Here is a 26,605-nt window from a genome sequence, read left to right as displayed (position 1 = left end):
ATTCGCTATCTTGAATCTAATGATAAAGAACTTTCGGACTTCACAGAAGACATAACTGTCATGATTTTCGATATGACAGATGTCACTTATTGTGAATTAATTCACAAGGATAGATTTTCGATACAAAAAGGGCTTAACCTAGATTTCCGGGTTAAGCCCTTCTTATATTGTCCTTATTTAACTACCATCTTCAGCAGTCACACGATTACGCCCTGTCCGTTTTGAGTCGAACAATAAGTCATCTGCATATGTATGGCCCTTTTCGATGCTTGTATGATCTGTAAAACGCTTGTAGAAAAGGCCGAACGAAGCAGTATATGAGATATATTGTGGCTCGCCTTTGAACTCAGCTTTTACAAAACTTCTTTCCACTTCTAGACGCAAACTTTCGACAAGTTCCTTTACCCCGTCATAGTTACGATTGCGTATAAAGAGCGTGAATTCTTCACCACCCGTCCGGAACAGGCAATCATCTTTTTCTAGATGACCCTGCAGCAGCTTTGCAAAATGGATGATTACGGTATCACCGACCGCGTGATTGAAGGTATCATTCACCTTTTTAAACTGGTCGATATCGCATACGACTACCCCGAATGGTGCATCGTACAATTTAGGCTGTCCCATTTGTTTATCCATGAACGCCCGATTTCTAGCCCCTGTCAGGAAATCTGTGTATGCCATTTCTTCAAATTGATTGCGCTCCAATTTGTCTTGCATATTTTGCGACTTCAATACAAACGAACGACTGACAATGTAATTCAGCATGAACAGTGCAATGAGTGATTCCCATCGTCCTTCTATCAGAAAAACGAATAGCAAGGCATTTGTAAAACCCGTTTTCCAAAGATCAAGTATACTCCGATCCTTTAGGAACGCCCATGCAGCTTGACGGGTTTGAATACTTTTTTCCAAGTACAGCAAACTTAATAACGTCAAATCCGATATATACATCGTTATACCATTGAGTAAAAGGATGAGCAACCAGAAGCCAAATGGGAACGGGGTAAAATAAGGGATGAATGCGTAAAACAAATAATACCCTGCCACATTCGACAACGTGAACGCCCCGATATTGTACATTGTATCAATGACTGAATCTGAGCGTTTTTCATTCTTTATTTTCCTTAGTAGATAGACAGACGACCTGTATACGATCTGATAGAGAAATACACCATATGGACCGGCAAAAAGAACGAATGCCAAGCCATAACTGATGCCATATTCAATATTCAGTTTCCCTGTTTTCGTCCAGGTTTGTAAATGATTATACAATATCGAAAATAACCAAAATAAGAAAAGGCCGAAGTAGAAATGCTGCGCCTCAATCTCCACTTTTTCTGCGGTGAGAGACAAAGCAGCTGCAGCTAGAAAAAGGGATAGGTTGAAAATAGCGTTCGGTTTCACACCCCACCTCTTTTTCTTTACCGTCATTTCAACATACCACCATCTACTTCTAGGACGGTCCCGTTAATAAAATCAGATTCATCGGAAGCTAAAAACAGATAAGCATTCGCTACGTCTTCTGGCGTACCAAGTCGAGTATACGGCGTCATCATCTTAATTTGCCCTAAGATCTTTTCTGGAATCGTATCAATCATATCTGTTTCGATGAAACCGGGAGCGACAGCGTTTACATTGATGCCCTGTCGACCGAACTCCTTCGCCCATGTTCTTGTCATACCAATGACGCCCGCTTTTGCCGCGGCATAATTCGTTTGACCGACGTTGCCACCCGTTCCCGCAATCGAAGACGTATTAATGATTTTCCCTTTCCCTTGGCTAAGCATTGTCGGAAGGAACGCTTGCGTACAATTAAAAACACCCGTCAAATTCACGTCAATCACTCGCTTAAAGTCATCCACTTCAAGCTTCAGCATCATCGCATCTTTTGTAATGCCAGCATTGTTAATGAGGATATCCACTTTACCAAACTGTTCAATCACTTTTGTGGCCATCTCTTTGACATTTTCACTATCGGACACATCCGCCTGGAAGAAAGCGGCCTCGATTCCCAATTCATGCAGTTGTTGCGCTTTCGCCTCTCCAGCTTTTTTATCAAAATCAACGATAGCAATCTGTGCTCCATTTTTCCCAAAAAGCTTGGCAGCGACTGCACCAATTCCATTTGCTCCACCTGTTATGACCACTGTTTTATATTGTAAACGCATGTAAAGAACCTACTTTCGCTTATGATTTAATAGACTATTTTAATAACTCTTATATTACCATATTTATTAGCACGCCATAAGGAAATTTCCAAGAACATAAGCGCAAGCGTTTGTTCAACCCTATCTAATAGTAAGGATGCAGCTCAATCTCTCCTGGAAAGCCTCATACAGGACGAGATTGTATAATTTCCTAGACAATAAAAAACAGATACCCCTCGAATGGAGTACCTGTTCCACCTTATTAATTTCCGTAGTTCTCCACTGCTTTTTTAATCTGGGGGCCGCTAATCGAGTAATGAGTCGCCTGCCAGACTGCTTGTCCATCTTTCAATAAAAACAGTTGCGGCGATTGGTGTTCAACGTGCAGATTACTTTCGATTTCATTGGAAACGGGCCGACTTTCCTGTACTTTAAGAAAGTATTTCGGTACCTCTTCTGCGGATGTCTCAAATGCATTGTAGGCTGCTGCACTAACTGGACACGTCGTACTATGTTTTAAAACGAACAAAGGATTCTCTTTCGATTGTTCCAATACGTCATACCACTCATTAACAGTGCGTAATTCTTTCATGATCTTCAGCTCCTTCTATTTAATATGTTTTCCCGTTAGAGTTAGTCGTAAACACTTGCTCATCTACGGATGTTAACCAAGAGAGCAGTTCAAGCATTCTGTTTAACTCTTTTTCCGCTACATTGTTCATACATGAAATTTGAAGCCAATTTCTTTCGCGTAAATAAGCGCTCTCGTAATGAACATTGAAACCATTCAAAAACAGGTTATCCCCCAGCTGCATTGCGGATAAATCTTTTGGTAAAGCAATCGTAACAATTGCATCTGCAGCATATTTCTCCGACGCCAAGATTGTCAAACCTGCCTGTTCAACGGCGTTCCTGACTTTACGCGCACGATTTGAAATAGCCGCAAAGACTTCTGCCAGCTGCTCAAATCTCAGTAAAGCCGTGTCGAGCGCAGATACCAAGTTGGATGACTGGGTATACGGAATCCCTCGTGCTGCTGCATATGTACCTAAGTCCAAATAGCGCGGCAAGTTATCATTTGCGGGGATTTCTTCATTATGAAATACGAAAGATAGACCTGTATAACTTAATAGTCCTTTGCCACTGACACCTGTTGCATAAGCAACTCCAGTGAGATCAACTGCTGTTGTCCCAATCGCACTCACACAATCCACAGCGAGTGTAATGCCGAATTGTGAACAGAACTTTTTGAATGAATTCAAATCGTTCAGCACACCCGTCGACGTTTCGCAATGGACAACCCATAACCAACTGTAGCGACCCGAGCATAATGCAGCTTCAATTTCATCGGCATCGAAAGGGGTCCCCCACTCGATTTCCATTGTGTCAAACCCCATTCCAAAACGCTGGGCATGATCAGTGAGTCTAAAGCCAAATTCCCCGTTCACAAGTATAAGACCTTTACCACTGTGCATACTTAACTGAGCCGCAACAACGTCATTCGCAAGCGTACCTGTCCCTTGAAGGAGTTGGACGTACTTTGCACCAGTCAGCGCGGTCAGCTTATCTTTCACGCGTTGCAAAACACTTTCAAATTCAGATGAACGATGTGAGAATGGTTCTGCCATCACGGCCTTTCTTACGTCTTCAGAAATTGTTGCAGGACCTGGTAGGAAATTGACGAGTGGTTTTGAAATCCTGCCCGCAACGCCCGCTTTAAATGTTTCTTTCGTCAAATACATCGGCTGGAAGGCAGCTTCCGCTGTTCCCGTCAATTGTGCAAATGGTAAAAACCCTAGTTGTCCATATAATTTCTGTTCTCGAACCGTTCCCGAGATGAGCGCAGCATCATAGCCCGCTTTAAGGCAATATTGAACTAACGCCTGGGTAAGGCCAAGAAATGCCCTGCCATTCCGATAGTCCTGTTCAATCGCAAGAAGCCTGATTTCTACAGGGTTTTTGGATTGAAACGGTAAGTGATGTTCAACTGGACCAATTTTTCCGTCGAGCGAGAAGGGACGTTCACTTCGTATCGCGATCATTCCGACGACCCGATTATCTTTCTTGCAAATTATATATGTATTTTCATCATGAAATTTGTCGACAAGCTTTCTTGATTCGTTTTGGTCATGCTGCGGAATCTCCTCGGCAAACGTACGGTAATTCAACTCATGAATCTGTTCGAATTCCAAAGCCGTTTCTGCAATTTTATAAATAAAACTCATTCTATCAACCCTTTTCTGGCATAAGTTTCTGCTTCAAGTCAGCTCGATGTGTAAATAAAAGAAGTAGCGATAATAAGCAGGCTGCTATGAATACAGGAATTCCATATGAAAATGCTAGTACTAAAATCGGCATCAATAGGACCGCAGTTAGTCCGGCTAATGTGAAGCTTTTTAGGAACGGATAGAATACGAAGAATAAGCCCACAAACACAGCAAACAGTAGTGGATTGAATGCAAGCATACCGCCTATGAAAGTGGATACTCCCATCCCGCCACGAAACTTCAAGAATAGTGGATACACATGTCCCAAAGTCACAGCGAATAGCGCACAAAGTTCTACGGCCACTCCGAATCCAAGCCACTTGGCAACGAAAATAGCCAGTGCCCCCTTCAATGCGTCTCCGATGAATGTCGCAACGAATGCTTTTTTGCCAAGCACCCTTCCGGCATTACGTGCTCCAGGATTTCCGCTTCCTTCTATTCGTATATTTTTCTTAAAAAAGAAATTACTAATAATCGAGCCTGTCAGCACATTTCCCAATATGTACGAGCCAACTACTAAAAGTATGAGTGTCATAATCGATCCTTTATGGTAAATGATAGGTTCTTTCTAGTGTAGCATCTTTCTTGAACTTTTATAAAAACTTTTCAACTTGTCCGTCATGATTATTCTTTGTCGTTTTCACTTAGAAGTAGTATACAATTATAGTTAATTGAAAGGAGTGCATTCAGTGCGTGAACTATCATTTCGTCTTCTAGTAGCATTTGTTCTTTGCATCTTCTTCGGTATAGCTTTTGGATATATCGCTGCCGCTGTCGGGAATGAATCGATTGTACATTTCGATACTGCTGTTATTGGATTTGTCCAAGGACTGGAAGCACCATGGCTGACATCTATTATGAAAGTGTTTACGTGGATTGGTTCAGGTTACGTCGTTGCTCCAATTGCCTTGATTGGATTTATCGTTCTATACTTTGTACTGCGCTACCGTCATCAGGCGTTTCTACTGATTGCTGTGATTGCCGGAACCGTCTTATTAAACGGCGCGCTCAAAATTTATTTCAAGCGCGAACGACCGGAAATTCATCGTATTATGGATGCAAATGGCTTTAGCTTTCCGAGTGGTCATTCGATGATGGCATTCGCTCTTTACGCAATTATTGCGTATATCGCTTGGCGTAATGTAAAAACAACAACGAGCCGTGTTGTTCTTGTTCTATTCACTGCCGTTATGATCGTCATGATCGGCACAAGTCGTATTTACCTTGGTGTCCACTATCCAAGCGATATTGTTGGAGGATACGCAGTAAGTGCACTTTGGGTAACGATTGCCATTTCAGTGTACGCGTATTTTCAGAACAAACTTAAGAAGACTGTTTCACGTCGATGAATGACGTGAAGCTGTCTATTTAAGCCGCACGACTAGTCAGTTGAAGAGACTGGCCTTTTTTAATTCATTTCCTGGGAAATCCCCATAAGGTAGTACTATGCTCCAAAACCACCAACGCCAACTATGAAAATCAGCAATACATAGACTATAATAATTAGCGAAATAATTCCCATTCCAATATATTTTAAGGAACCAATTTCTTTTGATTTAATTGCTTTAATACCTACTATAAAACTCGCTATCCCCATAAAAATCGTATTAAACTCCGATTAGGAAAGCATTACTACATTCTATCCAAAATACCTGGTTGTTTCTTCCTCTGAAAGTATTTTTGGCGTAAGCCCTCCAAGTTCAATGTACTCTGTGCGCCCATTTATTTTTATAATGAAAACATTACTGGTTTTCGTAGGCGATATCGAGTCGGCCCAGATGTTTTTAGTCGAGTAATAATCTTTTATTTCCTGCGCGATGGATAAAGGGATTGACGCGTTAGCAATAGCGACCGAGTTATCTTCAATAGACTGTAATGCCTGCGCTTTTGGGTCATTCTGGTCATGAATCTTTTGCAATAAATCAATGACCTCCCCGAATCCGATGATTAGAATCCCACAAATAGAATATGTGAAAATGGGATACAGAAAACTGCCTAACCCGATTCCATTCGAAAATACCCCACCGAACGTCATGATAAATATAAATCCCTGAATAATGCCCCATGCAATCACAGCCAGTCCGACACCTTTTAACGCGAACCCAATACCTGTGCGCTTTGCGAATAATTCGCTCATCCAAGTCAATCCCTTCCATTTTCGAACTCTTCTATTGTAACTATACGTACGTTAATGGAATTAGTTTCATTCGGATTTTGGTACAATGAAAATAACGCGAGGAGGCTGTTGTTTATGAATTTATTCACAGAACGTGTCATCAGAATCATCCAAGGTATACCTGCTGGCCATGTCATGACGTACGGCCAAGTTGCAGCTGCAGCTGGGAGTCCACGCGGTGCTAGACAAGTCGTGCGGGTATTGCATTCAATGAGTAAAAAATATGAGTTACCTTGGCATCGAATCATCAATGTACAAGGCGCTATTTCATCTCCCGCCAATGCGGAAAGCAAAGGGTATGACCAACGGGGATTACTCGAGATGGAAGGAATTAAATTTAATGAGGATGGAAAGGTAGATTTAACTGTATATCGCTGGTTTCCTCTTGACGGCGAGGAGGGTTAAAGAGGGATTGGTACATTCTCAGCATCCCTTTTTGTAAATCTGTAATCGATATGATAGGATGTGTTAGGGAACTTTCGTTTATCTATATTAAAGTTCTATGGAACTAACTTATACTGTTTCCATAGGGGGTATTGTCGATATACGGCTTGCCCGTTCTATGAAAGGTTTAATGGATTAGGAGTGAGACATATGTTGAAAGACTTTAAAGAATTTGCACTCAAAGGCAATGTTATCGACCTTGCCGTTGCAGTTGTAATAGGGGCAGCATTCGGAAAAATCGTGTCATCCCTGGTAGAAAATATTATTACACCTTTAATTGGACTACTTTCAGGAGGCGTCGATTTCTCCGGACTCAGTTATACTTTTCTTAAAGCTGAAATCAAGTACGGCGTATTCATCCAATCTGTTTTCGACTTTATCATCGTCGCATTTGCAATCTTTATGGCAATCCGATTAATGATGAAATTTAAACGAAAAGAAGACCCAGTAGTTGAAGAAGCATTACCTGAAGTGGAACCTAAAGAAGCGCTACTCATAGAAATCCGCGACTTGCTGAAAGAAGGAAAAACACTTTAAGATTTATTTTGAAAAAGGACAACCCTGACGGTGGGATTGTCCTTTTTTTGATTATAGTGAGAGATAGTGTTCTACGATTCCAATTATCAAAAGCCAAAAAATCTTCCTCCAAACAACAGATTGTCAGGCATTTGATCGGTTTGAGGTTATTTATGATCGGTTGGCAGATGGATATGCTCGGTTGGAGCCGGATATGATCGGTTGGCTAAATTTATGATTGGTCTAGCAATAGATATGATCGGTTAGGGCCAGATATGATTGATTGGCTAAATATATGATTGGTCTAGCAATGGATATGATTGGTTTAGCATGGATATGCTCGGTCAAGGTGGATAATATGATCACTCCCCAAGCAGGAACAGATCTAATCCAATAACCAATCCGCCACAATTGGTAACACCACGGCCTAGATAACATTGCCTGTCAATCTCAGTGGTGGTATAATGGAAACAGGATTTATTGTCTAAAAGGAGTGATAGTCAATGTGGTTCATATACATCATGTTCGCACTGTTTGCATTCGTACTCGTTGGTAATATCGCAGGTCTAATTCGTACATTCAGCAGCCATAAATAAGTACATGAAAAAAGCCCTCCATTATCGGAGGGCTTTTTTTGCATGTTACGCGGTTATATCGCGTTTGATGAATGTTGTATAACTGATAATGAGGAAGATCACGATATAAACTGCAAGAACGGCGAGTGAAAACGACATCGTAATGCCTTCTACAATCCGAAAGTCCGTTTCATAGATTGTCAAATCCATATGCGTAAAGACAATGTATTTCACGACTTCATATTTTGCCAGCAGCATAACCAACGTCGAGCCCATAAAGTAGATGAATAATGACAGCCCGATTGCAAGTGAGCTGGAACGGAAGACGCTACCAATCATGAATGCAAACGTTGCTGTCACAAAAACATTTCCGAATGACAGGAGCAGTATATAGAGCCCTTTCCCCCAAACAGATACTTCAACAACTTCTTTACCATTCCAAACAAGTTCTTGCCCTTGGCCGGATTGGAAGAAGAGATATGCGCCAAGTATAGATACAATGAACCCGATGAGCATAAGTAGAATACCGAACAAGATGACTGTCACATACTTCGACGTTAATATTTTCCATCTCTTTACAGGACGGGATAATAACATCTTAATCGTTCCTTGCGTAAATTCAGAAGCGACAATCCCCGCAGCAACAATAACCGTCAGTAAAACAGCGATGGAGCCGATACCACTTGAATTCATAATCATACTTTCCCGACTATTGCCGTTCAGCGGTTCTATTGAATTCGCAAGGCGGTATTCAAGAACTTTCTCTTTGTCTTCTAGACGTTCCCGTTCGCTGTCCACAAGTGTTGTGGTTCCAAGCTGCTCTTTTGTAATGGTCAATTCGCCTTGCACAGATGTTTTCCAATCTGGTTCATCGTAATTAGACATCGTGTCGATCCATTTCGTCAGACCTAACATTCCTAAAATCGCAACAACGAGTAGACCGGTCATAATCCAAGTTGCTTTTTTACTCCATAGTTTCATCCATTCATTTTGTATGAGCTTCAGCAATCTGGCCACCTCCAGTCATTTCTAGGAATTGATCTTCGAGCGTCTTGCGGTGTGGCTGAACTGCAAACAATTGCATCTCATGTGCCGCAATCTGCTGGATGAGCCCTGGAATTTGTGTTTTCTCTGCATTGATGATAAATCCTTCTTTGTGCGCTTCCACATTGAACCCTTCAGCTTTTAGCATACTTTCCGCTGTTTCCGCTGGGAATGCTTCAATGTAATAATGCGATTCCTGTTCCTCTGTCATATCACGAATATCAATTAGTTTGCCATTCTGAATGACCGCAATCCGGTCACACATAAGTTCAATTTCCGACAGCATATGGCTCGAAACAAAAACAGAAACACCTTCTTCTTCCGCAATCATTTTGAGATACGTCCGGAACTCGCGAATTCCCGCAGGATCCAGTCCGTTCGTCGGCTCATCGAGGATCAGAAACTTCGGACGGTGCAAAAGTGCCTGCGCAAGCCCCAGTCGTTGCCTCATCCCAAGTGAATACGTCGAGACCTTTTCATGGATACGGTTCTGCATGCCCACTTGGTTAATAACTTCTTCGATTCGTGCCTTCGTAACGCCATCGTGCATACGTGCAAAATGCAATAAGTTTTTATAGCCGGACATGAACTTATACATTTCCGGGTTTTCAACGATAACGCCGACTTTGGAAAGCCCCTCTTCAAAATCATCAGCAAGTAATTTTCCGTCGATGATGATATCTCCGCCCGTCGCCTCCATCAGACCAACCATCATACGAATTGTCGTCGTTTTCCCCGCCCCGTTTGGACCGAGGAATCCTGTAATTTGTCCCGGATACAGTGACAAACTCAAGTTGTCGATAATTTTTTTCTTGCCAATCGTTTTCGATAAATTCTTCAATTCGACTATCGGTTTCATTTCCATGTCAACTTCCCTCCCTAATGAAAAGCGCAAGGCGCCATTTTAGATGCGACAGGCATAAGGCGGACCGGCGAAGCGGCATTCCTTTGCCGAGTAGCTGGGCTGACTTATGACCCGAGCGTCTGGCGCCTGGAGCTAGACACTGTTCAATATTGAAAAACTTATACTTCTCTTCTAAACAGTGACACCATCCATGAGGTGGCATCTTTCCCGTACGTATCGCGGATTATGTCAACCGCTTCGTGCGCGATTATTCGTCCCCCTCTTAGTACTACGATTTCATCGAGCAATGGTTCCACTTCTTTTAATTCATGCGTCGACAAAAGGACGGTTTGTCGCTCCGGATCAGTAAAACGGATAAGCCCTTTCGCGATATCATCACGCACCATCGGATCCAGGCCGGAGAACGGTTCATCTAGCAAATAGTAATCAGCTTCACGCCCAAGAGTCACTGCAATTTTGACACGTCCGCGGTTCCCTTTTGACAAATTTTTTATTTTCGAATCCAGAGATAAATTCAAAAACTGCGCAATTTCTTTAGCTTTCGCCGTATTAAAATCAACGAACTGAGATTCATAAAACTCAATAAGCTGACCTACCGTAAAATACGGATAGAATAGATCCGCGTCTGGCATATAAGCAATATTGCTTGCCACTTTGCGTGTAATGCGACTTCCGCTGAACGTTGCCCTTCCCGAATCCGGCGTCACTAACCCAGAAATCAGTTTCAACAGCGTCGTTTTTCCACTACCATTCTCTCCGACAAGGCCGATGATTTTTCCTTGCGGCAAGGAAAGCGTAAGGTCTTCAAGCGCTTTCCTCCGGCCGTACTTTTTCGTTATATTCTTCAGTTCAATCATCTTTTCCACCCCGTTCTTGTAGGTGCTGCAGCATTTCAGTCGTCGTAAAACCCAGTGCTTCAACACTTTGAATGAATGACGTCACAAGCTGTTCCTTCATTTCATTACGAAGCATAGCGATCTTCAATTCATCTTCCGTCACAAAAGATCCCTGGCCCCTCTTCGTGTCGGTGATTTCCATCTGCTCCAGCTCCTTATAGACGCGTTGCATCGTATTGGCATTCACACCGGCTTCAACAGCATAATCACGAACGGATGGCAATTTCTCCCCAGGATTCAGCGTTCCACGAATAATATCGCCCGTAATCAGGTCGATGAGCTGCTGATAAATTGGTTTGTCTGGAAGAAAATCTATGCCCATCATTACAACCTCACTTTCTTTTCAAACAACATTGCTCCAGCAACGAAATAGAGTGCCGTCAACAAACCGTAGAGGATAAGACTGCCGATTGTTAAAATCGATCCGCTCGGGACAATATAATTGTTAAACATTAAGATGTCTACCGTTTTAATCGGGCCGTGCATTGGCCCCATTTCCATTACTAGTTGGAGTATTTCCGTAAACCAGACATATCCCCAACCAATGATCCATATGTTGACCAAGGCAATAATCACGATGATTGAGAACAAGCCAATATGGGAACGAAACACTTGGTATATCGACCAGAAGAAAAAAACGATTGCCATTACATAAATAGCGTTCAACAAAATGACAACACCCACACTAAGATATAAAAACAGATCATCTACAAGAGGAACCGCCCCATCGCGTGCGTAATTGGAGATAGCTGCAATCGTCCCGCACAACAAAAGCGAACAGCCAACAGTTAGGACAATGAGTGAGAACTTTGCGTAAACAAGCTGCCGTATTGATGCTGGGGAATGAAGCCAAATGTCTAGACGCCCCATTTCCTTTCCAAGGCTATCGAAAAATAACGATACCGCCATAATCAAGTGGAGCATGAAACAAAGGGCAATCATCGGTTGAATTGAAGCGTAAAAGTCTTCCGGCAACCCATAAGCTATGCGATTTACTCCCAAGTATTGAATCACACTAGTGATTAATACAAAGATAACAAGTCTCCATTTCATTTGCGCCCATTCTTTTCGCAATAATCCTTTCCATTTTTTCATATGGTCTACAACCTCACTTTCTTCTCAAAAAGGACAGCTGCAATAATGAACATTATGAACGTGAAGAAAATATCGAATATAATTTCACCCGTGTAAAAAAAAGTTTCAGCATGCTCGAGGTAAATAAAATCCACATTAATTTTCGGATTTTTGATTTTCATTAAATCAATAGGGCCTATTAGAATTAGTTTCTCATATAGTTCGGAGAGGACAAATAAACTATATAGCCGAGAAGCAACAAGGAATATAATAATCGTAGCAACAATTGAAAATCCCTTTAAATATGGCTTCATAAGTCGGTCTATGACCCAGAAGAAAAACCCGATACTCATGAATATTATCGATACTGCAAAAATCATGACTATAAAAATACTTCCAAAGAAAAACAAATCATCAAATGTAGCCATTGTAGAGCTGAATAATACGTGTTGAACGGCAAGAACCAGTGTTGGAATTAACAATCCCACAGCACCAATAAGGGATGCAAAAAATGCTTTCGCTCCAACCAATTTAAAAATGGACGCCGTCGAATGAAACCACACATCCGGACGTTTTATTTCCCTTTCCAACATAATAAACAATGCAATAACCGGTGCTAATACACTTGCACCCGCCCAAATAAAACAGATAACAAGCACCACTTCAAAAACATGTACTTCAAGACCAAAAATGTTGGCTATTAGATGTGGAACAAACGACATTACAATAATCCCAAGCAATGCACTAACGAGTAACGGCCACTTCAACGTCACCCATTCTTTTTTCAACAATCCATTCCACTGCTTCATCAGCGTTCCCCCTCTACATGTCGGTGTATTAGTTAAATAGTACACTATATGCAAGGATGTTGTAAAGGGATTTGTTGGGATAAATTCACCCATTCAAAAAACACCTCTTCCTTTCAAGCGGATGAGGTGTTTTAGTTAAAGAAAACTATTGACGATAAGCTGGATGATCAACGCTATCGTGATAATGCGCAATAATATTTTAACGTGATCCGGATTCAACCTTTCAGCAAGTCGCACACCGATTTGTGCGCCCGATAAGGAACCGGCCATGAGTACAAAGGCAATTGGCCAAATAATCTTACCCATGGCAATATAGCTGATGGCTGCACCAAATCCACTTGAAAACGTTGCAAGACGGCCAAAGCCAATTGCCCGAATGTACGCAATTCGTAAGTGACCGAACAAATACAGAAGTAGAGTGCCTTGCCCCGGTCCAAACATCCCATCGTATATTCCAATTCCGAGTAATCCCGGAATCGCTACTTTCGTCGGCCTTAAGCTTTCTTCCCCTGAGAAGTCTACTTTGGAAAGGAATGATGTAAGAAAAGCAATGATAAGAAGAATAACCGCTATAATGTACATTGTACTTTCCGTCAAGCGTGTTGCTATAAAACCACCTGTAAATCCACCGAAAAGTGATATAGGTATAATCCAAAATGATTCTTTAAATGTAACCTGCTTTTTCAGTAGGACTGTTATAAAAGTAGAAAACGAACTAACTGTTGTTGAAATCTTCCCAGCCCCAAGGACAGAGTGAATTGGGATACCCATGAGCAACATAGCCGGGACCGTAATCAGGCCACCCCCACCTGCAAGCGTTCCAAGTGTCATCGCAGCCATTCCAATGAAAAATATAAGTATGTAATCCATTCCCCACACTTCCTTCATTTATAGTATACGATTATTTAACCAATTGGGAAAATCAATCACTTTCATTCAAGCTGATAAGGATTCCTTATGTACTAGTCTCGGAAAATGGTATTAGTGAAACAGCTGAATGGAGATTATACTGAAGGTATTACGTTCAGAGGAGTGTTGAGCAATGAGCAAGTTTCTAACAGGAATTGATCATATCCAAATTGCAGCGCCGCCCGAGTCTGAAGATAAAGCACGGAAGTTTTACGGGGAATTGCTCGGTATGGAGGAGATTCCAAAACCAGAAAACTTGAAGGGGCGCGGGGGTTGCTGGTTCCTTTGTGGCTCACAAGAAGTGCATATCGGTATTCAGCAGGATTTCATGCCTGCGAAAAAAGCGCATCCCGGTTTTACAGTGAATGCACTGGAGCAATTGAAATTACGGTTGGAAGAAGCTAATTATCCGTTTAGTGAAGAACTTCCAATCGAAGGGCGATCACGCTTTTTTACACATGATCCTTTTGGCAACCGAATTGAGTTTTTGGAATTTGAATGAAGCAATACGGAAGTTGCTCAAAATTCGTTTCATAGCGCAGCAGGATGCATAAGCTGCGTCCTGCTGTTTCAAGAATGAGGTGGCTTTCACTTATAGTTTTAGCGGTTGCCATGACAGTTTGACGCGTTGTCATGACAATTGTCCTAATTACCTTTACAATCCATTACGCTTCAATAATTTCTCGCTCCTGCACATCTAGCCTCTCTAATTCATGCAGCAATTCATCACGCTTTCTCGCAAGTCGGTCTTGAACCTTGCGTACGTCTTGAAGCACATCGTTCAGCTTACTTTTCGCGTCTGTAATGCGGGAATGAACCATCCAGTCCGAAAAAATATTATCGAAAAACAGATCAGTAAATGTAAAGATATCATTTTTGTTCACCGTGAATGATTCAGTCGCGGCATTTTGGACATCCATCAGTTCAGTCTCAAAATGGCGGAGGGCACGTTGCGCGCGATGGACAAGATCATCGGAGCTATTAATTTCGGAGTATTTAAGAGCCGATACCAGCAAGCCACCGCCAAGGAACGTATCCCATACCGACAATCCTTCTGCCGCCCCAAGCTTCTCCAGCGCCGCATCGAGTGCCCGATTTGCCTTGTTACCTGCATCGCAGGCTTCGTCAATTTCACGCAGCATTGAACGCAGTCTTACTCTATCATCTGCTATTTTTTGTAACGTCCCATTCGCAATTGTGTCATTGAATCGAATCCACGTCTCTTTTTCCTTCAGAAAATCCGCCCACTCTTCCTCGATATAGTCGAAGTCTGGATTTTTAATCTCTTCACGTAATCGGATCGCTTCCGCTTCCAAGTCCGTCACTACTTTTTCTGCTTCATTATAATGGAGCTCCGCATCCGCTGCTTCTGAAATCTCCTTCTCCACTTTTTCATCCCACTTGCCTGTCCACTCACTTATCTTATTCATAAAAGAAAACTTGCCAAGCTTCACTACATCCTGTTGTTCTTTTGTCAGTTTTTCATGCAAGTTATCACGTTGTATAATCGCGTCTTTAAGTTTTACCTCCGCGCCCTCAAGACGCCTTTTCACTCGGTTGCGCTCAGTACGTATCATCGTCAATTCCATTTGTCGTTCTTGTATTTCCTGTCTCATTGACTCCACCCCTTTCTCTGTTATACGAAAATAAGTGGATGAAGTTTCATTTACACATTATATTTTACCCACATGTGGATAACAATCAATGAATTTTCATGGGAATTAACTTATCCACAGCTATTTATTGCTATCAATCAAGGTTTATCCACCCTTAAAGGTATATGCTAGAAGTGGAGGTGTTTCCATCATGCATAAACTGCTGTCAATTGCAATCGTTCTTATACTCCCCCTCTCCGCCTGCGGAAAAGAACCCGCAGTTTCTACACTGCCTGATCCCGTGCCTGACCAGGAAATGTTTTCATCAGAAGAAGGTTTATCACTTGTATTGGACGAAGATTCATTCGTCGGTTCGCCACCCATCATTAAGACGCTTGTACGAAATAACAGCACATCCGATTACCAGTTGGGCGAATTTTATCATATAGAAGTAAATAAAGATGGCAAGTGGTATATTATTACGTATTCAGATGCCGTATTCTTAAAAAATCCGTCCTTCAAAGACTATGGAAACGTGTTGTCAGCCGGCAGTGAAGCACGCCAGACCTTTTCGGTCGACGCGCTCGGCGTGACACTGATTCCAGGTGAATACCGTCTTGTGAAAACATTTATTTCAACAGGCGAGCCAATGCACGAATTATCCGTTGCTGTGCCATTTTCAGTGGAATAAGAAATAAACCGGAACAAAGCATATGAGCCTTGTCCCGGTTTATCAGTTTAACCCCAAACTTCCTTTGCCACGTCCACAATGAATTTCAACTTTTCCCATTGCTGCTCTTCTGTTAGCTTATTGCCGTGATGCGTTGAAGCGAATCCGCATTGCGGACTTAAGCATAGTTGTTCAAGTGGCACGTATTGTGTGGCTTCTTGAATACGCGCAATGACCGCATCCTTGTCTTCCACTTCTCCATTTTTCGAAGTAACAACACCAAGGACAACCTTCGCTCCGCCATTTGGCACATGATCCAACGGTTTAAAGTCTCCTGAACGCTCATCATCATATTCAAGGAAGAAGCCATCCACTTTTTCTTTTGCAAGAAGTGTGGGTGCAATCAGTGCGTAGCTTCCCTCAAACGCCCACGTCGATTGGTAATTTCCGCGACATAGGTGTGTTGTTACGAAAAGATCTTCAGGTTTGTCTTCCAAAACGCCATTAATGACGCGTAGTGCCAAGTCGATTAGTTGTTCTCTTGAATAGGCTCCGTCGTTAAATGGGATATTCGGTGCAGAAAGCCCCGCAATATAGACATCATCCAACTGCAAGTAGCGTACACCAGCTTCGTAAAATGCTTTCAAAGCATCCTTGTATGCTTGAATAACATCGTTTGCAAATTCTTCAATGTCAGGATAAATCGTTTCATCACGAATTCCGATATTAAAGAGCTGATTCGGACTTGGAATCGTTTGTTTCGCAACAGCACGGCCGCCTACAATTTCATTAAACTCAACAAAGTCTTGAATGAATGGATGATTAGGGTCAAAAGATATTTTCCCTGTGTTTCGAACGTTATATCGTTCTGTTTCAATACCATCAAATACGTAGCCAGTCTCTGGCACATATCCTTCAATTCCGTTCAAATGCTCCAAGAAGTCTAAATGCCACCACGTACGTCTAAATTCACCGTCTGTTACAAGTTCCAAACCAACTTCAATTTGCTTATCAACAACCCGTTTAATTTCCTGTGTTTCTACCTCTCGTAATTGTTGTGCAGTAACTACGCCTTCTTTGAAGTCTTTGCGCGCTTTATGCAAATTATCTGGTCGTAGTAAACTTCCAACGTGATCCGCTCTGAATGGTGCTTGCGTTAGTGTTGTCGATTGATTTGTCATGGTATATTCCTTCTTTCTGTTTTAGGAGTAAATTACGGTTTTATTAGGTCAGAAGTGCAAATGAGCAAATCCTCTTTTTTTCTTATGGCTATTACGCGAATGAGCGGACCTTTTTTCTTTTCTTACGGCAGGATCGCGAATGAGCGGACTGGGAATCCCGATGCTTTTTCTGGCTTCGGAACGATGTTAAAAATGACCGCGCCTTTTGAGGGCACTTTATCTAGGTTTGTTAATAGCTCAATTTGGTAGGTATCTTGTTCAAGAACATAATATTCACCTAACAGAGCTTGGTTCTTTTGAAAATCAATGGCTGAATCCGTATCGAAAGTTTCATGACCGACAGCCTTTACTTTTCTTTCATCAAACAAAAACTTCAAAGCAGCAAGGCCCCAACCCGGTATACGGTTATTCCCATCGGCATCTTTATTGCAAAATGCCTCATTATCCGGCCAGCGTTTGCCCCAATCTGTGCGTAATGCCACAAATGTACCTGCCTCAATTTGCCCGTGCTGAGCTTCAAACTTTAGAATGTCTTCAACAGTTAATGTAAAATCATGGTTTGCATCAGATTCTTTCGATTTATCGATGACCACCAGCGGTAATACCAATTCTTTCAAACCCAATTCATCCAAGTATCTTGTATCACGAACGAAGTGAATGGGTGCATCAATATGTGTGCCGTACTGTCCCGCAAATTTAAAGCTCTGTGCGAAAAATCCATCATCGTGATCAAATAATGTTGTAAACTCTGCTGCATCAAATGCTGAAAAACGGGGTGAGTCAGGCCCGAAAGTATGTGTTAAATCAACCCATTCTTTCTTTTTTAATAAAGCAATTGCATTGATTAATTCATTTGACACAATAATTCTCCCTTCATTTTTTGAAGGTAACTTTAGTCTCCAGAAAGAACAAAATCGAAGGGCGGCCGGAGCCTAGACGAAATAAAAAACCTCTTCTAAATTTCAAGAAGAGGTTTTGGCGAATTCGCTATTTGCTCTTCTCATCTCCAAGCAGTAAGCATTACACTTACGCTTCTGGAATTAGCACAGTACTTTTACAAGTCTGTTGCTGAGGTATCATCGGGCCAGTCCCTACACCTCTCTGGATAAGAAAGTTACGTATTTAGTTGTTGATTAGTACAATACAGGTTTCTAAATAGATTGTCAATACAAAAAACATGAATTATTTAGATTATACTAGTTTTTACAATGAAACACTTTATGTGAAAAGTAGAAATGGCATTGAAATGATACACGACACAATGTAAAAAAACCACAACTTGCGTGGGCTTTTTCCATAACAAATTAATTAATTAATTAATTAATGTTTCATCTCACTCCGTAATTTCCGATGTTCACGGCGTGCGGGGCCTGTTTCAAATAGACTCTTTTCAGCTTCTGTTTCCGGATAAATACCCGGTACAGGAGTAGGCTTATTATTTTCATCCATGGCAACCATCGTTAGGAAGGATTCGGTTGTTAGTTTTGTTTCGCCTGTAAGCAGGTTCATTGAATGGACCGATACAAATACTTCCATCGATGTACGGCCTGTTGACGTGACAATCGCCTCAAGTTCAAGTACATCTCCAACACGCGCCGACGATACAAAATCGACTGAATCGATTGAAGCAGTTACAACCGCTGTTTTTGAATGTTTCATTGCCGTGATATCAGCGATTTCATCTATATACGCGAGAACTTTTCCACCGAAAATTGTCTGCAGATGATTGGTATCTGGCGGCAATACTAGCTTCGTCTGGATTGTTCGTGATTGGCCCATTGGTCTTTTTTCTTGCATACGACAAACTCCTTTGTAGTAGAACATATTCAATTTGTGATAAAAGGAAACTTTTCCATCAATCATTCCGTATATATAGTATACACATACTGGGGGAAGATTAATGCTGAAATTTATTGATAAATACTATGAAAAAATCACCTGGTCGATTATATTACTTGGACTTATTTTATTGTTTGTAGCAAATGACTATCTATCACTCGTTTTATTTTTATATCTACTTATAAGAGCTTTAAAATCTAGGGATTCCATCCGTAAGACACTTCGGACAACGCCTCTAAGTACTATGGTTATTTATGCGATAGGTATGATTGTACTTCTTATAGCGCTGGTTTTCATCATGCTTTATTCAGGGGATTTCATAAAGGAGTATAACATTCCAGTTTTCTTGCAATACATTTACATTGCTGTTGTCCTAGTCGGTTCGATGTTTCTCTATACCTGGTTGATGGATTTTTTAATAAAAAAATGGAATAAAAAAAGGGTATCGAAGTGATGTAAAACTTCAAACCCAAAGAGGACACCCCTCATTGGAGTGTCCTCTTAAACTATTTCTGCCAACAACGCGTATACACGCTTCATCTCTTCCTGCATGGTCCACTGATCAACTGCAAGCCATCTGCAATGGATTGCATTTCCTTCAAGCCTTGTCATACCAGCTTTTAAACCTTCTTCGACCCGCAATGTTTCTTGTATTGCGCGGACGTCTACATCTGCGGCTTTCGGCGATACGAGCCAGATTGAACCGATATACATTGCAGTTTCCAGTACACCGATATCACCAAGTGCCGTTTCTTTTGGTGAGAAATGCAGAGAGTCAAAAGCAATTAATTCATCCTCGACAAAAATTTTGAAATTCGTATGGAATGATTGATAATCAAATATCTCGCCACGCTTTTCACGTCCTGGGGCAACGATTTCACCCCATAATATGGTTGCATCGCGTGCGATTCGAAGTGTCGTGTCACCTCGAAATTTTGCATCTACAAACGGAATAATTACTTCTGGCATCCATTCAAGGCATGCCCCTTCTCCGAGTTCGATGTTAATGGTCTGTACACAAGTGTCTCCGGTATACGATGGATAGATCTTTAAAGCGGACTGCTGAACCAACCTTACGCTACTATCTGGAGCAAGCTTCACTGTAATGTCATTTCGATCCCCGGCGACCATGCCTCCAGAGGACTCCATTATGTAGACAGTCGCTGTCGGGTTTTTACCTTCGTACAGTTCACGACTCGCCTTCAATGGAGGCTGTTGGAAAACATGGGGCATCCGTGTGTAGCCTCTTCTTGGCTCAAATTCCAAGTCAAGTTTTCCGTGGTGGATGGCGCGAGACGGCTTAAGCATTTGAACCAGCGGATCCCGCACCTTCTAATAGCATATTGTGCTTGATCCAAGCGACAACTTGGTCAACATTTTTCTGTGTTCTTACATCTGTAAAAATGTATGGACGTCCGTTACGCATTTTTTTTGCGTCGCTATCCATTAGTTCAAGATCAACGCCAACGTATGGAGCAAGATCCGTTTTATTGATCAATAAAAGATCAGAACGCGTCAAAGCAGGTCCGCCTTTTCTCGGAATATCCTGACCTTCTGCAACGTCGATAACATAAATATAGCCGTCGACAAGCTCTGGGCTAAATGTAGCGGACAAGTTGTCTCCGCCGCTTTCCACGAAAATAATATCGAGGTCTTCAAAACGACTTTTCAGTTCATCAATTGCTGCGAAGTTCATAGAAGCATCTTCGCGGATAGCCGTATGTGGGCAACCTCCCGTTTCAACACCTAAAATGCGATCCGCTTCAAGTACACCGCTATTTATTAAAAATTGAGCGTCTTCACGCGTGTAAATATCGTTCGTAATGACCGCTACATTATATTCTTTGTGCATCGCACGTGTAAGTTGGTCGACGAGCGATGTTTTGCCTGATCCAACTGGTCCACCTATGCCAATACGTACTGGTTTCATTTATAAAAACTCCTTTCAATCCATCATGAAATAAATAATCTTGAGAACAAATACTCATGCTTCATAGAAGCAAGTTCAATACCTAACGCGTTATTACTAATATCGGCTTCTGTCAACGTAGCAACTAATTTAGCCGCTTCCGTCACATGTCCAATCAATTCATACGTTACTTGGACGCCAGTTGTTTGACCGAACGGCACAGCACGGACCGCATTTTGGACGAGTCCGTTAAGCGATGCAAACAAATACGTCATGACCGCATGATGCGCACTGACGCCTGTCGTCGCACTGTAAATACCATAAAGAATGGCGTAATGACCTTTAATCTCTTTTGCATCAATACGGGCTTTCCAGTCCGCAAGGAAATCATCTGTTCCGAGTGGAGACACAGTTTTAATAAACTGTCTTCCTAGTTTCACACTTGCCTCACGTGATTCCTTCGCAAGTTTGATTGCCCCGCATAATTGCTCCAAATAGAGAAGTCGCTCGATATCCTGTTCCTGAGCCGCAGCATACGCTTCTTGAATTAAAATCGCATCCCCACGCACCAGGTTTTGAAAAAGAAACGACGTACAATAAGCGACCAAATCCTCTTTCGTCCGGATCACATCTTCCTGAATATACGTCTCCATGCCATACGTCTGCGTAAAGGACCCAATCGGAAACGCGGAATCATGAATTTGAATTAATCGTAAAAGGGCAAGATCAGTGAGAGTGTCCTCGGTATTTGAATGGTTGTTTGAATCGTCTTTCAGTTGTTTCATATGCGACACCCACTTCATCTAGCAATTTATTCAACGTATGATCTGCACGCACGATGACTTCGTTTTCCTCGATTAATGCCGGTGTATGGCGGTTTCCAAGTTCGAAAGCCGTTTTACCCATTTCCGTCATGTTTTTCGGGCTAATCACGATAACCGGCTCCATTTTTGTGCGAACGGCAATACGACGTGAGTCATCCTCGAATAAGATATCGCCATATTGTAACGGCTGGTGTTCATGATGATGATGATCGTCGTGGTCATGATGTTCGTGGTCCTCATGGTGCTCTTGTTGTTCAAGTGACAACGCGACATCTGTACCTTGATCTGTTTCTTTGCGTAGAATGCGTTTACTCAATTCTTCCCAGTCAAGTTCAATCCACTCTGTCTGTTTACCAGCAATTTCTTCTTCCGTTCCAATGTTACCAATGACTTTAGTTATAAGCATTTGGCATCCTCCTATGATGAATTCCTATACTATGGATAGATTTAGAATTCTTCCTAATACCGCTTCGACGATTTGTGGATGCCTCCCGCGATAAGCCGGAAAGAAGACCACTTTCAGTCTTATCGCTCCAGCTACCACGAAGGCGCGCCTGCGCTAGATGATCTATGTGAGAATGAGCATTTCATTATCTATCAGTGCGAAGGTGAGTAATAAAAATCCCTATACAATGGATAGAATTAGAATTCATCCTAATACCGAATTACAACTCTCTCTCAATAATGTACACTCTAGCGCAAGCGCGGCAAAGGCATCCCCAAAGCTCAAAACGATCTACAATCCACACTCCGAATTACAACACTTTCTCAATAATGTGCACACTAGCGCAGACGCGGCAAAGGGGTAGCCGAAGCCGTGAGACTGGATGCGAAGCGCTAATCCAGGCTCATGGCGAGAGGCATCCCCAAAGCGCCAAGCGATCTACAATCCACACTCTGAATTAATACTCCCTTATCATCGAGCGATACAACAGATTCAACGGGATTCTTTTATTCAACATATTTAGTTAGTAATTAAAACAGGAAATAACGTTGTGCCATCGGGAGAACGCTTACTGGTTCACACGTAGCAAGTACGCCGTCAATTTTCACTTCATATGTTTCTGGATTGACGTCAATTTCTGGTGTTTCACTGTTATGTTTCATGTCTGCTTTACCAATATTACGGCAGTTTTTAACAGTACCAATCATTTTCTTAAGACCTAGTTTTTCAGGTAGGCCTTCTTCTACTGCAATTTTAGGAAGGAACGTCATTGCCGCGTGTTGTGGTGCTTGACCGTGGAAACCAAACATACGGCGTCCCATCATCGGTTGCGGAGTTGGAATAGACGCGTTTGGATCACCAGTCATTGCGTAAACAGCAATTCCGCCTTTAATAACAACTTCTGCTTTCACACCGAAAAACGCAGGCTCCCAAAGGACAATATCCGCCAGTTTCCCTTCTTCGAGTGAACCGACTTCATGGCTGATTCCGTGTGCAATCGCTGGGTTAATATTTAGTTTTGAAATATAACGTTTTACACGGAAGTTATCATTGTCTTTTCCTTCGTCTTGCGGAAGTGGACCGCGTTGCATTTTCATTTTGTTTGCTGTTTGGAACGTACGCATTGTAACTTCACCTACACGTCCCATCGCTTGTGAATCGGATGACATAATACTAAGAATACCTAGATCTTGCATAATGTCTTCTGCAGCGATTGTTTCAGGACGAATACGTGAATCTGCGAATGCTACATCTTCAGGTACATCGTGTTTCAAATGGTGACATACCATAAGCATATCTAAATGTTCATCGATTGTATTTGTCGTAAATGGTTTTGTCGGATTCGTCGATGCCGGCAAAATATTTGGGTATGCAGCCAATTTCAGTTGGTCTGGCGCGTGTCCGCCGCCTGCTCCTTCTGTATGGAAAATATGGATAACACGCCCGTCAATTGCCTCAATCGTATTTTCAACAAATCCAGCTTCATTGAGCGTATCGGAGTGAAGCGCGACTTGGATATCGAATTCATCTGCAACGATAAGACTCTGATTAAGAGCATCTGGAGTCGCACCCCAGTCTTCATGAATTTTCATACCGATTGCACCTGCACGGACTTGTTCAATAATTGGTTCCGTTGTAGATGCGCTCCCTTTTCCAAGTAACCCAACGTTGATTGGTAAATCTTCAACTGCTTGTAACATTCTATGAAGATGCCACTCGCCCGCCGTCAAACTCGTCGCTTTCGAACCTGCGGCCGGGCCTGTCCCACCACCGATGAATGTAGTCGTACCAGCGTTAAGTGCAGTTTCGACTTGCTGAGGACTAATGAAATGAATATGCGTGTCGACAGCACCTGCTGTTGCGATGAGTCCTTCACCTGCATAGACTTCCGTTCCTACACCGATAATCATATCCTGATCTACACCATCCATCGTAAGCGGATTTCCTGCTTTTCCGACTCCGATGATACGGCCATCTTTAATACCAATATCTGCTTTTACAATACCTGTATGGTCAATAATCATAACGTTGGTAATGACTGTATCGAGAACACCTTCAGCGCGGACATTTTTTCCATTTTGACCCATCGATACGCGAAGTGATTTCCCTCCACCGAAAACGCCTTCATCACCGTATGATGTATAATCTTTTTCAATTTCAATCCAAAGATCCGTATCAGCAAGACGCACTTTATCGCCTACTGTCGGGCCGAACATTTTCGCATATTGTTCGTGTGTTACTTTCATTTATCCTCGGCTCCTTTAAATCCTGCTTCTGCTGCTTTATCTAAAATCTCGTGCTTATTATGCGTCGAACCTTCCGTCAGATTATTCAGTCCGAATACGTGGCGTTTTCCACCGAACTCAACTAATTCAACTTCCTTCTCTTCGCCGGGTTCAAAACGTACAGCAGTACCAGATGGGATATTCAAATGCATTCCTACCGCCTGTTCACGGTCAAATTCAAGAAATTTATTAACCTCAATGAAATGGAAATGAGATCCGACTTGTATCGGACGATCGCCAGTGTTTGCAACGCGTACCGCTTTCACGGGGCGTCCGGCATTTATTTCAATCAAGCCTTCAGCTGTTCTAATTTCTCCTGGAATCATTGTTAAAGCCTCCTATTATTGAATTGGACGGTGGACCGTCACGAGTTTTGTTCCGTCTGGGAATGTACATTCAATCTGCACATCACTAATCATATCGCCGACGCCTTCCATTACATCCTCAACCGTAAGCACTTGTTTCCCTTCGCTCATCAGTTGTGCAACAGTCTTTCCGTCACGCGCGCCTTCCATAATGTAGTGACAAATTAGTGCGATAGCTTCCGGATAATTCAACTTAACTCCGCGTTCCTTACGCTTAATTGCCAGTTCTCCTGCAACATGCAACAGCAATTTTTCCTGTTCGACCGGTGATAATTTCAATTCAAAGCACCTCTTTTTTTAATTAATAAAAAAACTAAATCTTGTACGATTCAGAAAATTAATTGAATTAATGTTCTCTGTTACTTTTTTAAACTTAGTTTGCATGAATATGCCATTTTGGACAACCGTCCAGTGGATTGGGGCCCTTCTAAATCGGGCTTTTGCGGAATGTGTCGAAGAATGTCGATGACTAAACTATTATAATGGTTTATGGCTTTTTTTTCAACTTAATGACTTAAAAAGGCATAGGAAAATGGAATTGTTTTTTTACAATTCTACTTTTAACTATCACAAATAAATACTTGTATTTTCAGCTTCATTACTTGGTTGCGCTCTCCTATATGATACCCAAAAGAATTATTGCCCAAACACAAAGAGCCGCCTCAATTTAGCGGCAAATCTCCATGTGATTGAATCGCGTAAACCGCTTTCGTATCTAGTTTCACTCGACGCCAGGTAATATCGTCAGCGTCTTGTTATCAGCATCGAGCTTTGCACCGACACCAAGTGGTATGGCAAAGTGCGGCTGACAATGGCCAATTTTGAATCCTTTGACAACCGGTATTCCAAGATTAGCCGTGTAATCTGCGAATACTTCATCAAGAGTTAGTGTTTCTTTTCGTTTTTTGGGTTCCGCATCTGAGAAGTCGCCTATGACAATTCCCACTGCCTCTTTAAGCTTTCCAGCCATGCGCAATTGATTGAGAAGACCATCGACTTTATATGGCTCTTCACCGACATCTTCTATAAAGAGAAGCTTGCCTTTCGTGTCCACTTCAAACTTAGTGCCGATTCCACTGGCGAGCAACGACAGATTCCCACCAACAAGTTCACCTTGTGCGACGCCCGCTGTAATGGTTTCAAGGGGTGAAATCGCTTCCGTGTAATGAAGTTCCATTGGCTCAAATAACTGCTGGAACATTTTCGCAGACAATTCGTGGAACGTATCTTTCCCAACACATGATGCAAGCATCGGGCCATGGAATGTGACAAGGTTGGAATACAGACCCATCGCTGTATGAAGGAACGTGATATCACTGAATCCCCAAAGGACTTTCGGATTCTCTTTCATAAGCTGCAGGTCGATTTTATCCGTAAAGCGAGCTGAGCCGTATCCTCCGCCCGCACAGATGATTCCTTTAATAGTAGGATCCTCGAACATGTCATGCAAATCTTGAAGTCGTTCTTCGTCCGTCCCTGCCAGATATCCGTGGACATTCAAGACATGTTCCCCAAACTTCCATTTCAATCCCAGCTGTTCAAGAAACGCGAGTGAGCGCTCTAAGTTTTCCTGATTAGGCGGACTCGACGGTGCAATAATGCCAATTGTGTCCCCTTTTTGGAGACGCTGTGGTCTTATTTTCATATTGCTAACTTCCTTTCATTAAGAAGCTGTTACGCCTATTTTTAATGTCCTTATAAGCTTATCATATTCCGCTATCCAATCATCTTTTCCTGTTCACATTCAGCTTACTTTCAAGTGTATTCACA

At 42.2% G+C, this 26,605-nt stretch carries 31 protein-coding genes and 1 riboswitch; of the genes, 6 read left to right on the top strand and 25 right to left on the bottom strand.

The features are described from left to right. Window positions 1–177: 177 nt before the first annotated feature. From AZE41_RS00680 to AZE41_RS00660, 5 genes are all read right to left on the bottom strand, one after another. Window positions 178–1,431 carry a GGDEF domain-containing protein gene (locus tag AZE41_RS00680; protein WP_067204380.1) on the bottom strand — a complete coding sequence of 418 codons (1,254 nt, stop codon included), beginning with the start codon at window positions 1,429–1,431 and terminating at the stop codon, window positions 178–180. After that, window positions 1,428–2,168, bottom strand: coding sequence for a 3-oxoacyl-ACP reductase FabG (gene fabG / locus AZE41_RS00675; protein WP_067204377.1), 741 nt, complete (start codon window positions 2,166–2,168; stop codon window positions 1,428–1,430). Before fabG ends, AZE41_RS00680 begins: the two co-directional genes overlap by 4 nt. Window positions 2,169–2,409: 241 nt before the next feature. Then, window positions 2,410–2,739, bottom strand: a complete 330-nt coding sequence (gene ytxJ / locus AZE41_RS00670; RefSeq protein WP_067204374.1) for a bacillithiol system redox-active protein YtxJ — start codon at window positions 2,737–2,739, stop codon at window positions 2,410–2,412. A gap of 19 nt (window positions 2,740–2,758) precedes the next feature. Next, entirely contained in the window at window positions 2,759–4,372 is a 1,614-nt protein-coding gene (locus tag AZE41_RS00665; protein WP_082786447.1) for an aminotransferase class V-fold PLP-dependent enzyme, read from the bottom strand. Window positions 4,373–4,376: 4 nt separating this feature from the next. Next, window positions 4,377–4,949, bottom strand: coding sequence for a glycerol-3-phosphate acyltransferase (locus AZE41_RS00660; protein WP_067204371.1), 573 nt, complete (start codon window positions 4,947–4,949; stop codon window positions 4,377–4,379). Window positions 4,950–5,103: 154 nt separating this feature from the next. Here AZE41_RS00660 and AZE41_RS00655 point away from each other — a divergent pair, with 154 nt between their 5' ends. Continuing rightward, the gene (locus AZE41_RS00655) at window positions 5,104–5,763 is read left to right on the top strand and encodes a phosphatase PAP2 family protein (RefSeq protein ID WP_067204369.1); all 660 of its coding nucleotides are present in this window, start codon (window positions 5,104–5,106) and stop codon (window positions 5,761–5,763) included. 290 nt (window positions 5,764–6,053) lie between these two features. Here AZE41_RS00655 and AZE41_RS00650 read toward each other — a convergent pair whose 3' ends face one another. Further along, entirely contained in the window at window positions 6,054–6,551 is a 498-nt protein-coding gene (locus AZE41_RS00650; RefSeq protein ID WP_067204366.1) for a hypothetical protein, read from the bottom strand. 114 nt (window positions 6,552–6,665) lie between these two features. Between AZE41_RS00650 and AZE41_RS00645 the strand changes: the two genes are divergently transcribed. Further along, entirely contained in the window at window positions 6,666–6,995 is a 330-nt protein-coding gene (locus AZE41_RS00645) for an MGMT family protein (RefSeq protein ID WP_067204363.1), read from the top strand. A 189-nt stretch (window positions 6,996–7,184) separates the two neighbouring features. Then, complete coding sequence (mscL, locus tag AZE41_RS00640; RefSeq protein WP_067204360.1) at window positions 7,185–7,571, top strand: large-conductance mechanosensitive channel protein MscL; 387 nt, start codon at window positions 7,185–7,187, stop codon at window positions 7,569–7,571. Window positions 7,572–8,191: 620 nt separating this feature from the next. Here the strand turns inward: mscL and AZE41_RS00635 are convergent. From AZE41_RS00635 to AZE41_RS00605, 7 genes are all read right to left on the bottom strand, one after another. Then, window positions 8,192–9,142 (bottom strand): ABC transporter permease, encoded by a 951-nt coding sequence (locus AZE41_RS00635; RefSeq protein WP_231885752.1) that lies wholly within the window; start codon window positions 9,140–9,142, stop codon window positions 8,192–8,194. Further along, window positions 9,111–10,034: an ABC transporter ATP-binding protein gene (locus AZE41_RS00630; protein ID WP_067204354.1), complete on the bottom strand. Its 924-nt coding sequence runs from the start codon at window positions 10,032–10,034 to the stop codon at window positions 9,111–9,113. The genes AZE41_RS00635 and AZE41_RS00630 overlap by 32 nt, the downstream gene beginning before the upstream one ends. Window positions 10,035–10,192: 158 nt before the next feature. Continuing rightward, window positions 10,193–10,891, bottom strand: coding sequence for an ABC transporter ATP-binding protein (locus AZE41_RS00625; RefSeq protein ID WP_067204351.1), 699 nt, complete (start codon window positions 10,889–10,891; stop codon window positions 10,193–10,195). Next, on the bottom strand, window positions 10,884–11,252 hold the full coding sequence (locus AZE41_RS00620; RefSeq protein ID WP_067204348.1) for a GntR family transcriptional regulator: 369 nt from the start codon (window positions 11,250–11,252) through the stop codon (window positions 10,884–10,886). Before AZE41_RS00620 ends, AZE41_RS00625 begins: the two co-directional genes overlap by 8 nt. A gap of 2 nt (window positions 11,253–11,254) precedes the next feature. Further along, window positions 11,255–12,025, bottom strand: coding sequence for a hypothetical protein (locus AZE41_RS00615; protein WP_067204345.1), 771 nt, complete (start codon window positions 12,023–12,025; stop codon window positions 11,255–11,257). Window positions 12,026–12,030: 5 nt separating this feature from the next. Then, on the bottom strand, window positions 12,031–12,813 hold the full coding sequence (locus AZE41_RS00610; protein WP_067204342.1) for a hypothetical protein: 783 nt from the start codon (window positions 12,811–12,813) through the stop codon (window positions 12,031–12,033). Window positions 12,814–12,948: 135 nt separating this feature from the next. Next, window positions 12,949–13,683, bottom strand: a complete 735-nt coding sequence (locus AZE41_RS00605; protein ID WP_067204339.1) for a sulfite exporter TauE/SafE family protein — start codon at window positions 13,681–13,683, stop codon at window positions 12,949–12,951. A gap of 172 nt (window positions 13,684–13,855) precedes the next feature. On the opposite strand from AZE41_RS00605, the gene AZE41_RS00600 reads away from it, so the two are divergent. Then, entirely contained in the window at window positions 13,856–14,224 is a 369-nt protein-coding gene (locus AZE41_RS00600; protein WP_067204336.1) for a VOC family protein, read from the top strand. A 163-nt stretch (window positions 14,225–14,387) separates the two neighbouring features. Here AZE41_RS00600 and AZE41_RS00595 read toward each other — a convergent pair whose 3' ends face one another. Beyond that, window positions 14,388–15,338 (bottom strand): hypothetical protein, encoded by a 951-nt coding sequence (locus tag AZE41_RS00595; protein WP_067204333.1) that lies wholly within the window; start codon window positions 15,336–15,338, stop codon window positions 14,388–14,390. Window positions 15,339–15,528: 190 nt separating this feature from the next. Here AZE41_RS00595 and AZE41_RS00590 point away from each other — a divergent pair, with 190 nt between their 5' ends. Continuing rightward, window positions 15,529–16,008: an immunoglobulin-like domain-containing protein gene (locus AZE41_RS00590; RefSeq protein ID WP_067204329.1), complete on the top strand. Its 480-nt coding sequence runs from the start codon at window positions 15,529–15,531 to the stop codon at window positions 16,006–16,008. Window positions 16,009–16,055: 47 nt separating this feature from the next. On the opposite strand, the gene AZE41_RS00585 is transcribed toward AZE41_RS00590, so the two are convergent. From AZE41_RS00585 to AZE41_RS00575, 3 genes are all read right to left on the bottom strand, one after another. Further along, complete coding sequence (locus tag AZE41_RS00585) at window positions 16,056–17,168, bottom strand: 5-methyltetrahydropteroyltriglutamate--homocysteine S-methyltransferase (RefSeq protein WP_067204326.1); 1,113 nt, start codon at window positions 17,166–17,168, stop codon at window positions 16,056–16,058. Window positions 17,169–17,290: 122 nt separating this feature from the next. Further along, on the bottom strand, window positions 17,291–18,028 hold the full coding sequence (locus AZE41_RS00580) for a cyclase family protein (RefSeq protein WP_067204323.1): 738 nt from the start codon (window positions 18,026–18,028) through the stop codon (window positions 17,291–17,293). A 137-nt stretch (window positions 18,029–18,165) separates the two neighbouring features. Continuing rightward, window positions 18,166–18,280: riboswitch (SAM riboswitch) on the bottom strand. Window positions 18,281–18,488: 208 nt separating this feature from the next. Then, window positions 18,489–18,965, bottom strand: a complete 477-nt coding sequence (locus AZE41_RS00575) for an acyl-CoA thioesterase (RefSeq protein ID WP_067204320.1) — start codon at window positions 18,963–18,965, stop codon at window positions 18,489–18,491. 103 nt (window positions 18,966–19,068) lie between these two features. Here AZE41_RS00575 and AZE41_RS00570 point away from each other — a divergent pair, with 103 nt between their 5' ends. Further along, complete coding sequence (locus tag AZE41_RS00570; protein WP_067204317.1) at window positions 19,069–19,461, top strand: hypothetical protein; 393 nt, start codon at window positions 19,069–19,071, stop codon at window positions 19,459–19,461. Window positions 19,462–19,508: 47 nt separating this feature from the next. On the opposite strand, the gene AZE41_RS00565 is transcribed toward AZE41_RS00570, so the two are convergent. The 8 genes from AZE41_RS00565 to AZE41_RS00530 all read right to left on the bottom strand — a co-directional run bounded on the left by AZE41_RS00565 (window position 19,509) and on the right by AZE41_RS00530 (window position 26,480). Continuing rightward, window positions 19,509–20,240 (bottom strand): urease accessory protein UreD, encoded by a 732-nt coding sequence (locus tag AZE41_RS00565; protein WP_231885751.1) that lies wholly within the window; start codon window positions 20,238–20,240, stop codon window positions 19,509–19,511. A gap of 67 nt (window positions 20,241–20,307) precedes the next feature. Beyond that, entirely contained in the window at window positions 20,308–20,937 is a 630-nt protein-coding gene (gene ureG / locus AZE41_RS00560; protein WP_067204312.1) for an urease accessory protein UreG, read from the bottom strand. A 23-nt stretch (window positions 20,938–20,960) separates the two neighbouring features. Further along, entirely contained in the window at window positions 20,961–21,701 is a 741-nt protein-coding gene (locus AZE41_RS00555; RefSeq protein WP_231885750.1) for an urease accessory protein UreF, read from the bottom strand. Next, on the bottom strand, window positions 21,643–22,146 hold the full coding sequence (locus AZE41_RS00550) for an urease accessory protein UreE (protein ID WP_067204309.1): 504 nt from the start codon (window positions 22,144–22,146) through the stop codon (window positions 21,643–21,645). The genes AZE41_RS00555 and AZE41_RS00550 overlap by 59 nt, the downstream gene beginning before the upstream one ends. Window positions 22,147–22,715: 569 nt before the next feature. Beyond that, complete coding sequence (ureC, locus tag AZE41_RS00545; protein ID WP_067204306.1) at window positions 22,716–24,431, bottom strand: urease subunit alpha; 1,716 nt, start codon at window positions 24,429–24,431, stop codon at window positions 22,716–22,718. Next, complete coding sequence (locus AZE41_RS00540) at window positions 24,428–24,796, bottom strand: urease subunit beta (RefSeq protein ID WP_067204303.1); 369 nt, start codon at window positions 24,794–24,796, stop codon at window positions 24,428–24,430. Before AZE41_RS00540 ends, ureC begins: the two co-directional genes overlap by 4 nt. 15 nt (window positions 24,797–24,811) lie before the next feature. Then, on the bottom strand, window positions 24,812–25,114 hold the full coding sequence (gene ureA / locus AZE41_RS00535; RefSeq protein WP_067204300.1) for an urease subunit gamma: 303 nt from the start codon (window positions 25,112–25,114) through the stop codon (window positions 24,812–24,814). A gap of 442 nt (window positions 25,115–25,556) precedes the next feature. Then, entirely contained in the window at window positions 25,557–26,480 is a 924-nt protein-coding gene (locus AZE41_RS00530; protein WP_067204298.1) for a S66 peptidase family protein, read from the bottom strand. Window positions 26,481–26,605 lie beyond the last annotated feature (125 nt).

This window comes from Sporosarcina psychrophila, from assembly GCF_001590685.1.
Classification (GTDB): domain Bacteria; phylum Bacillota; class Bacilli; order Bacillales_A; family Planococcaceae; genus Sporosarcina; species Sporosarcina psychrophila.
This window is presented reverse-complemented; position numbering and strand designations above follow the sequence as displayed.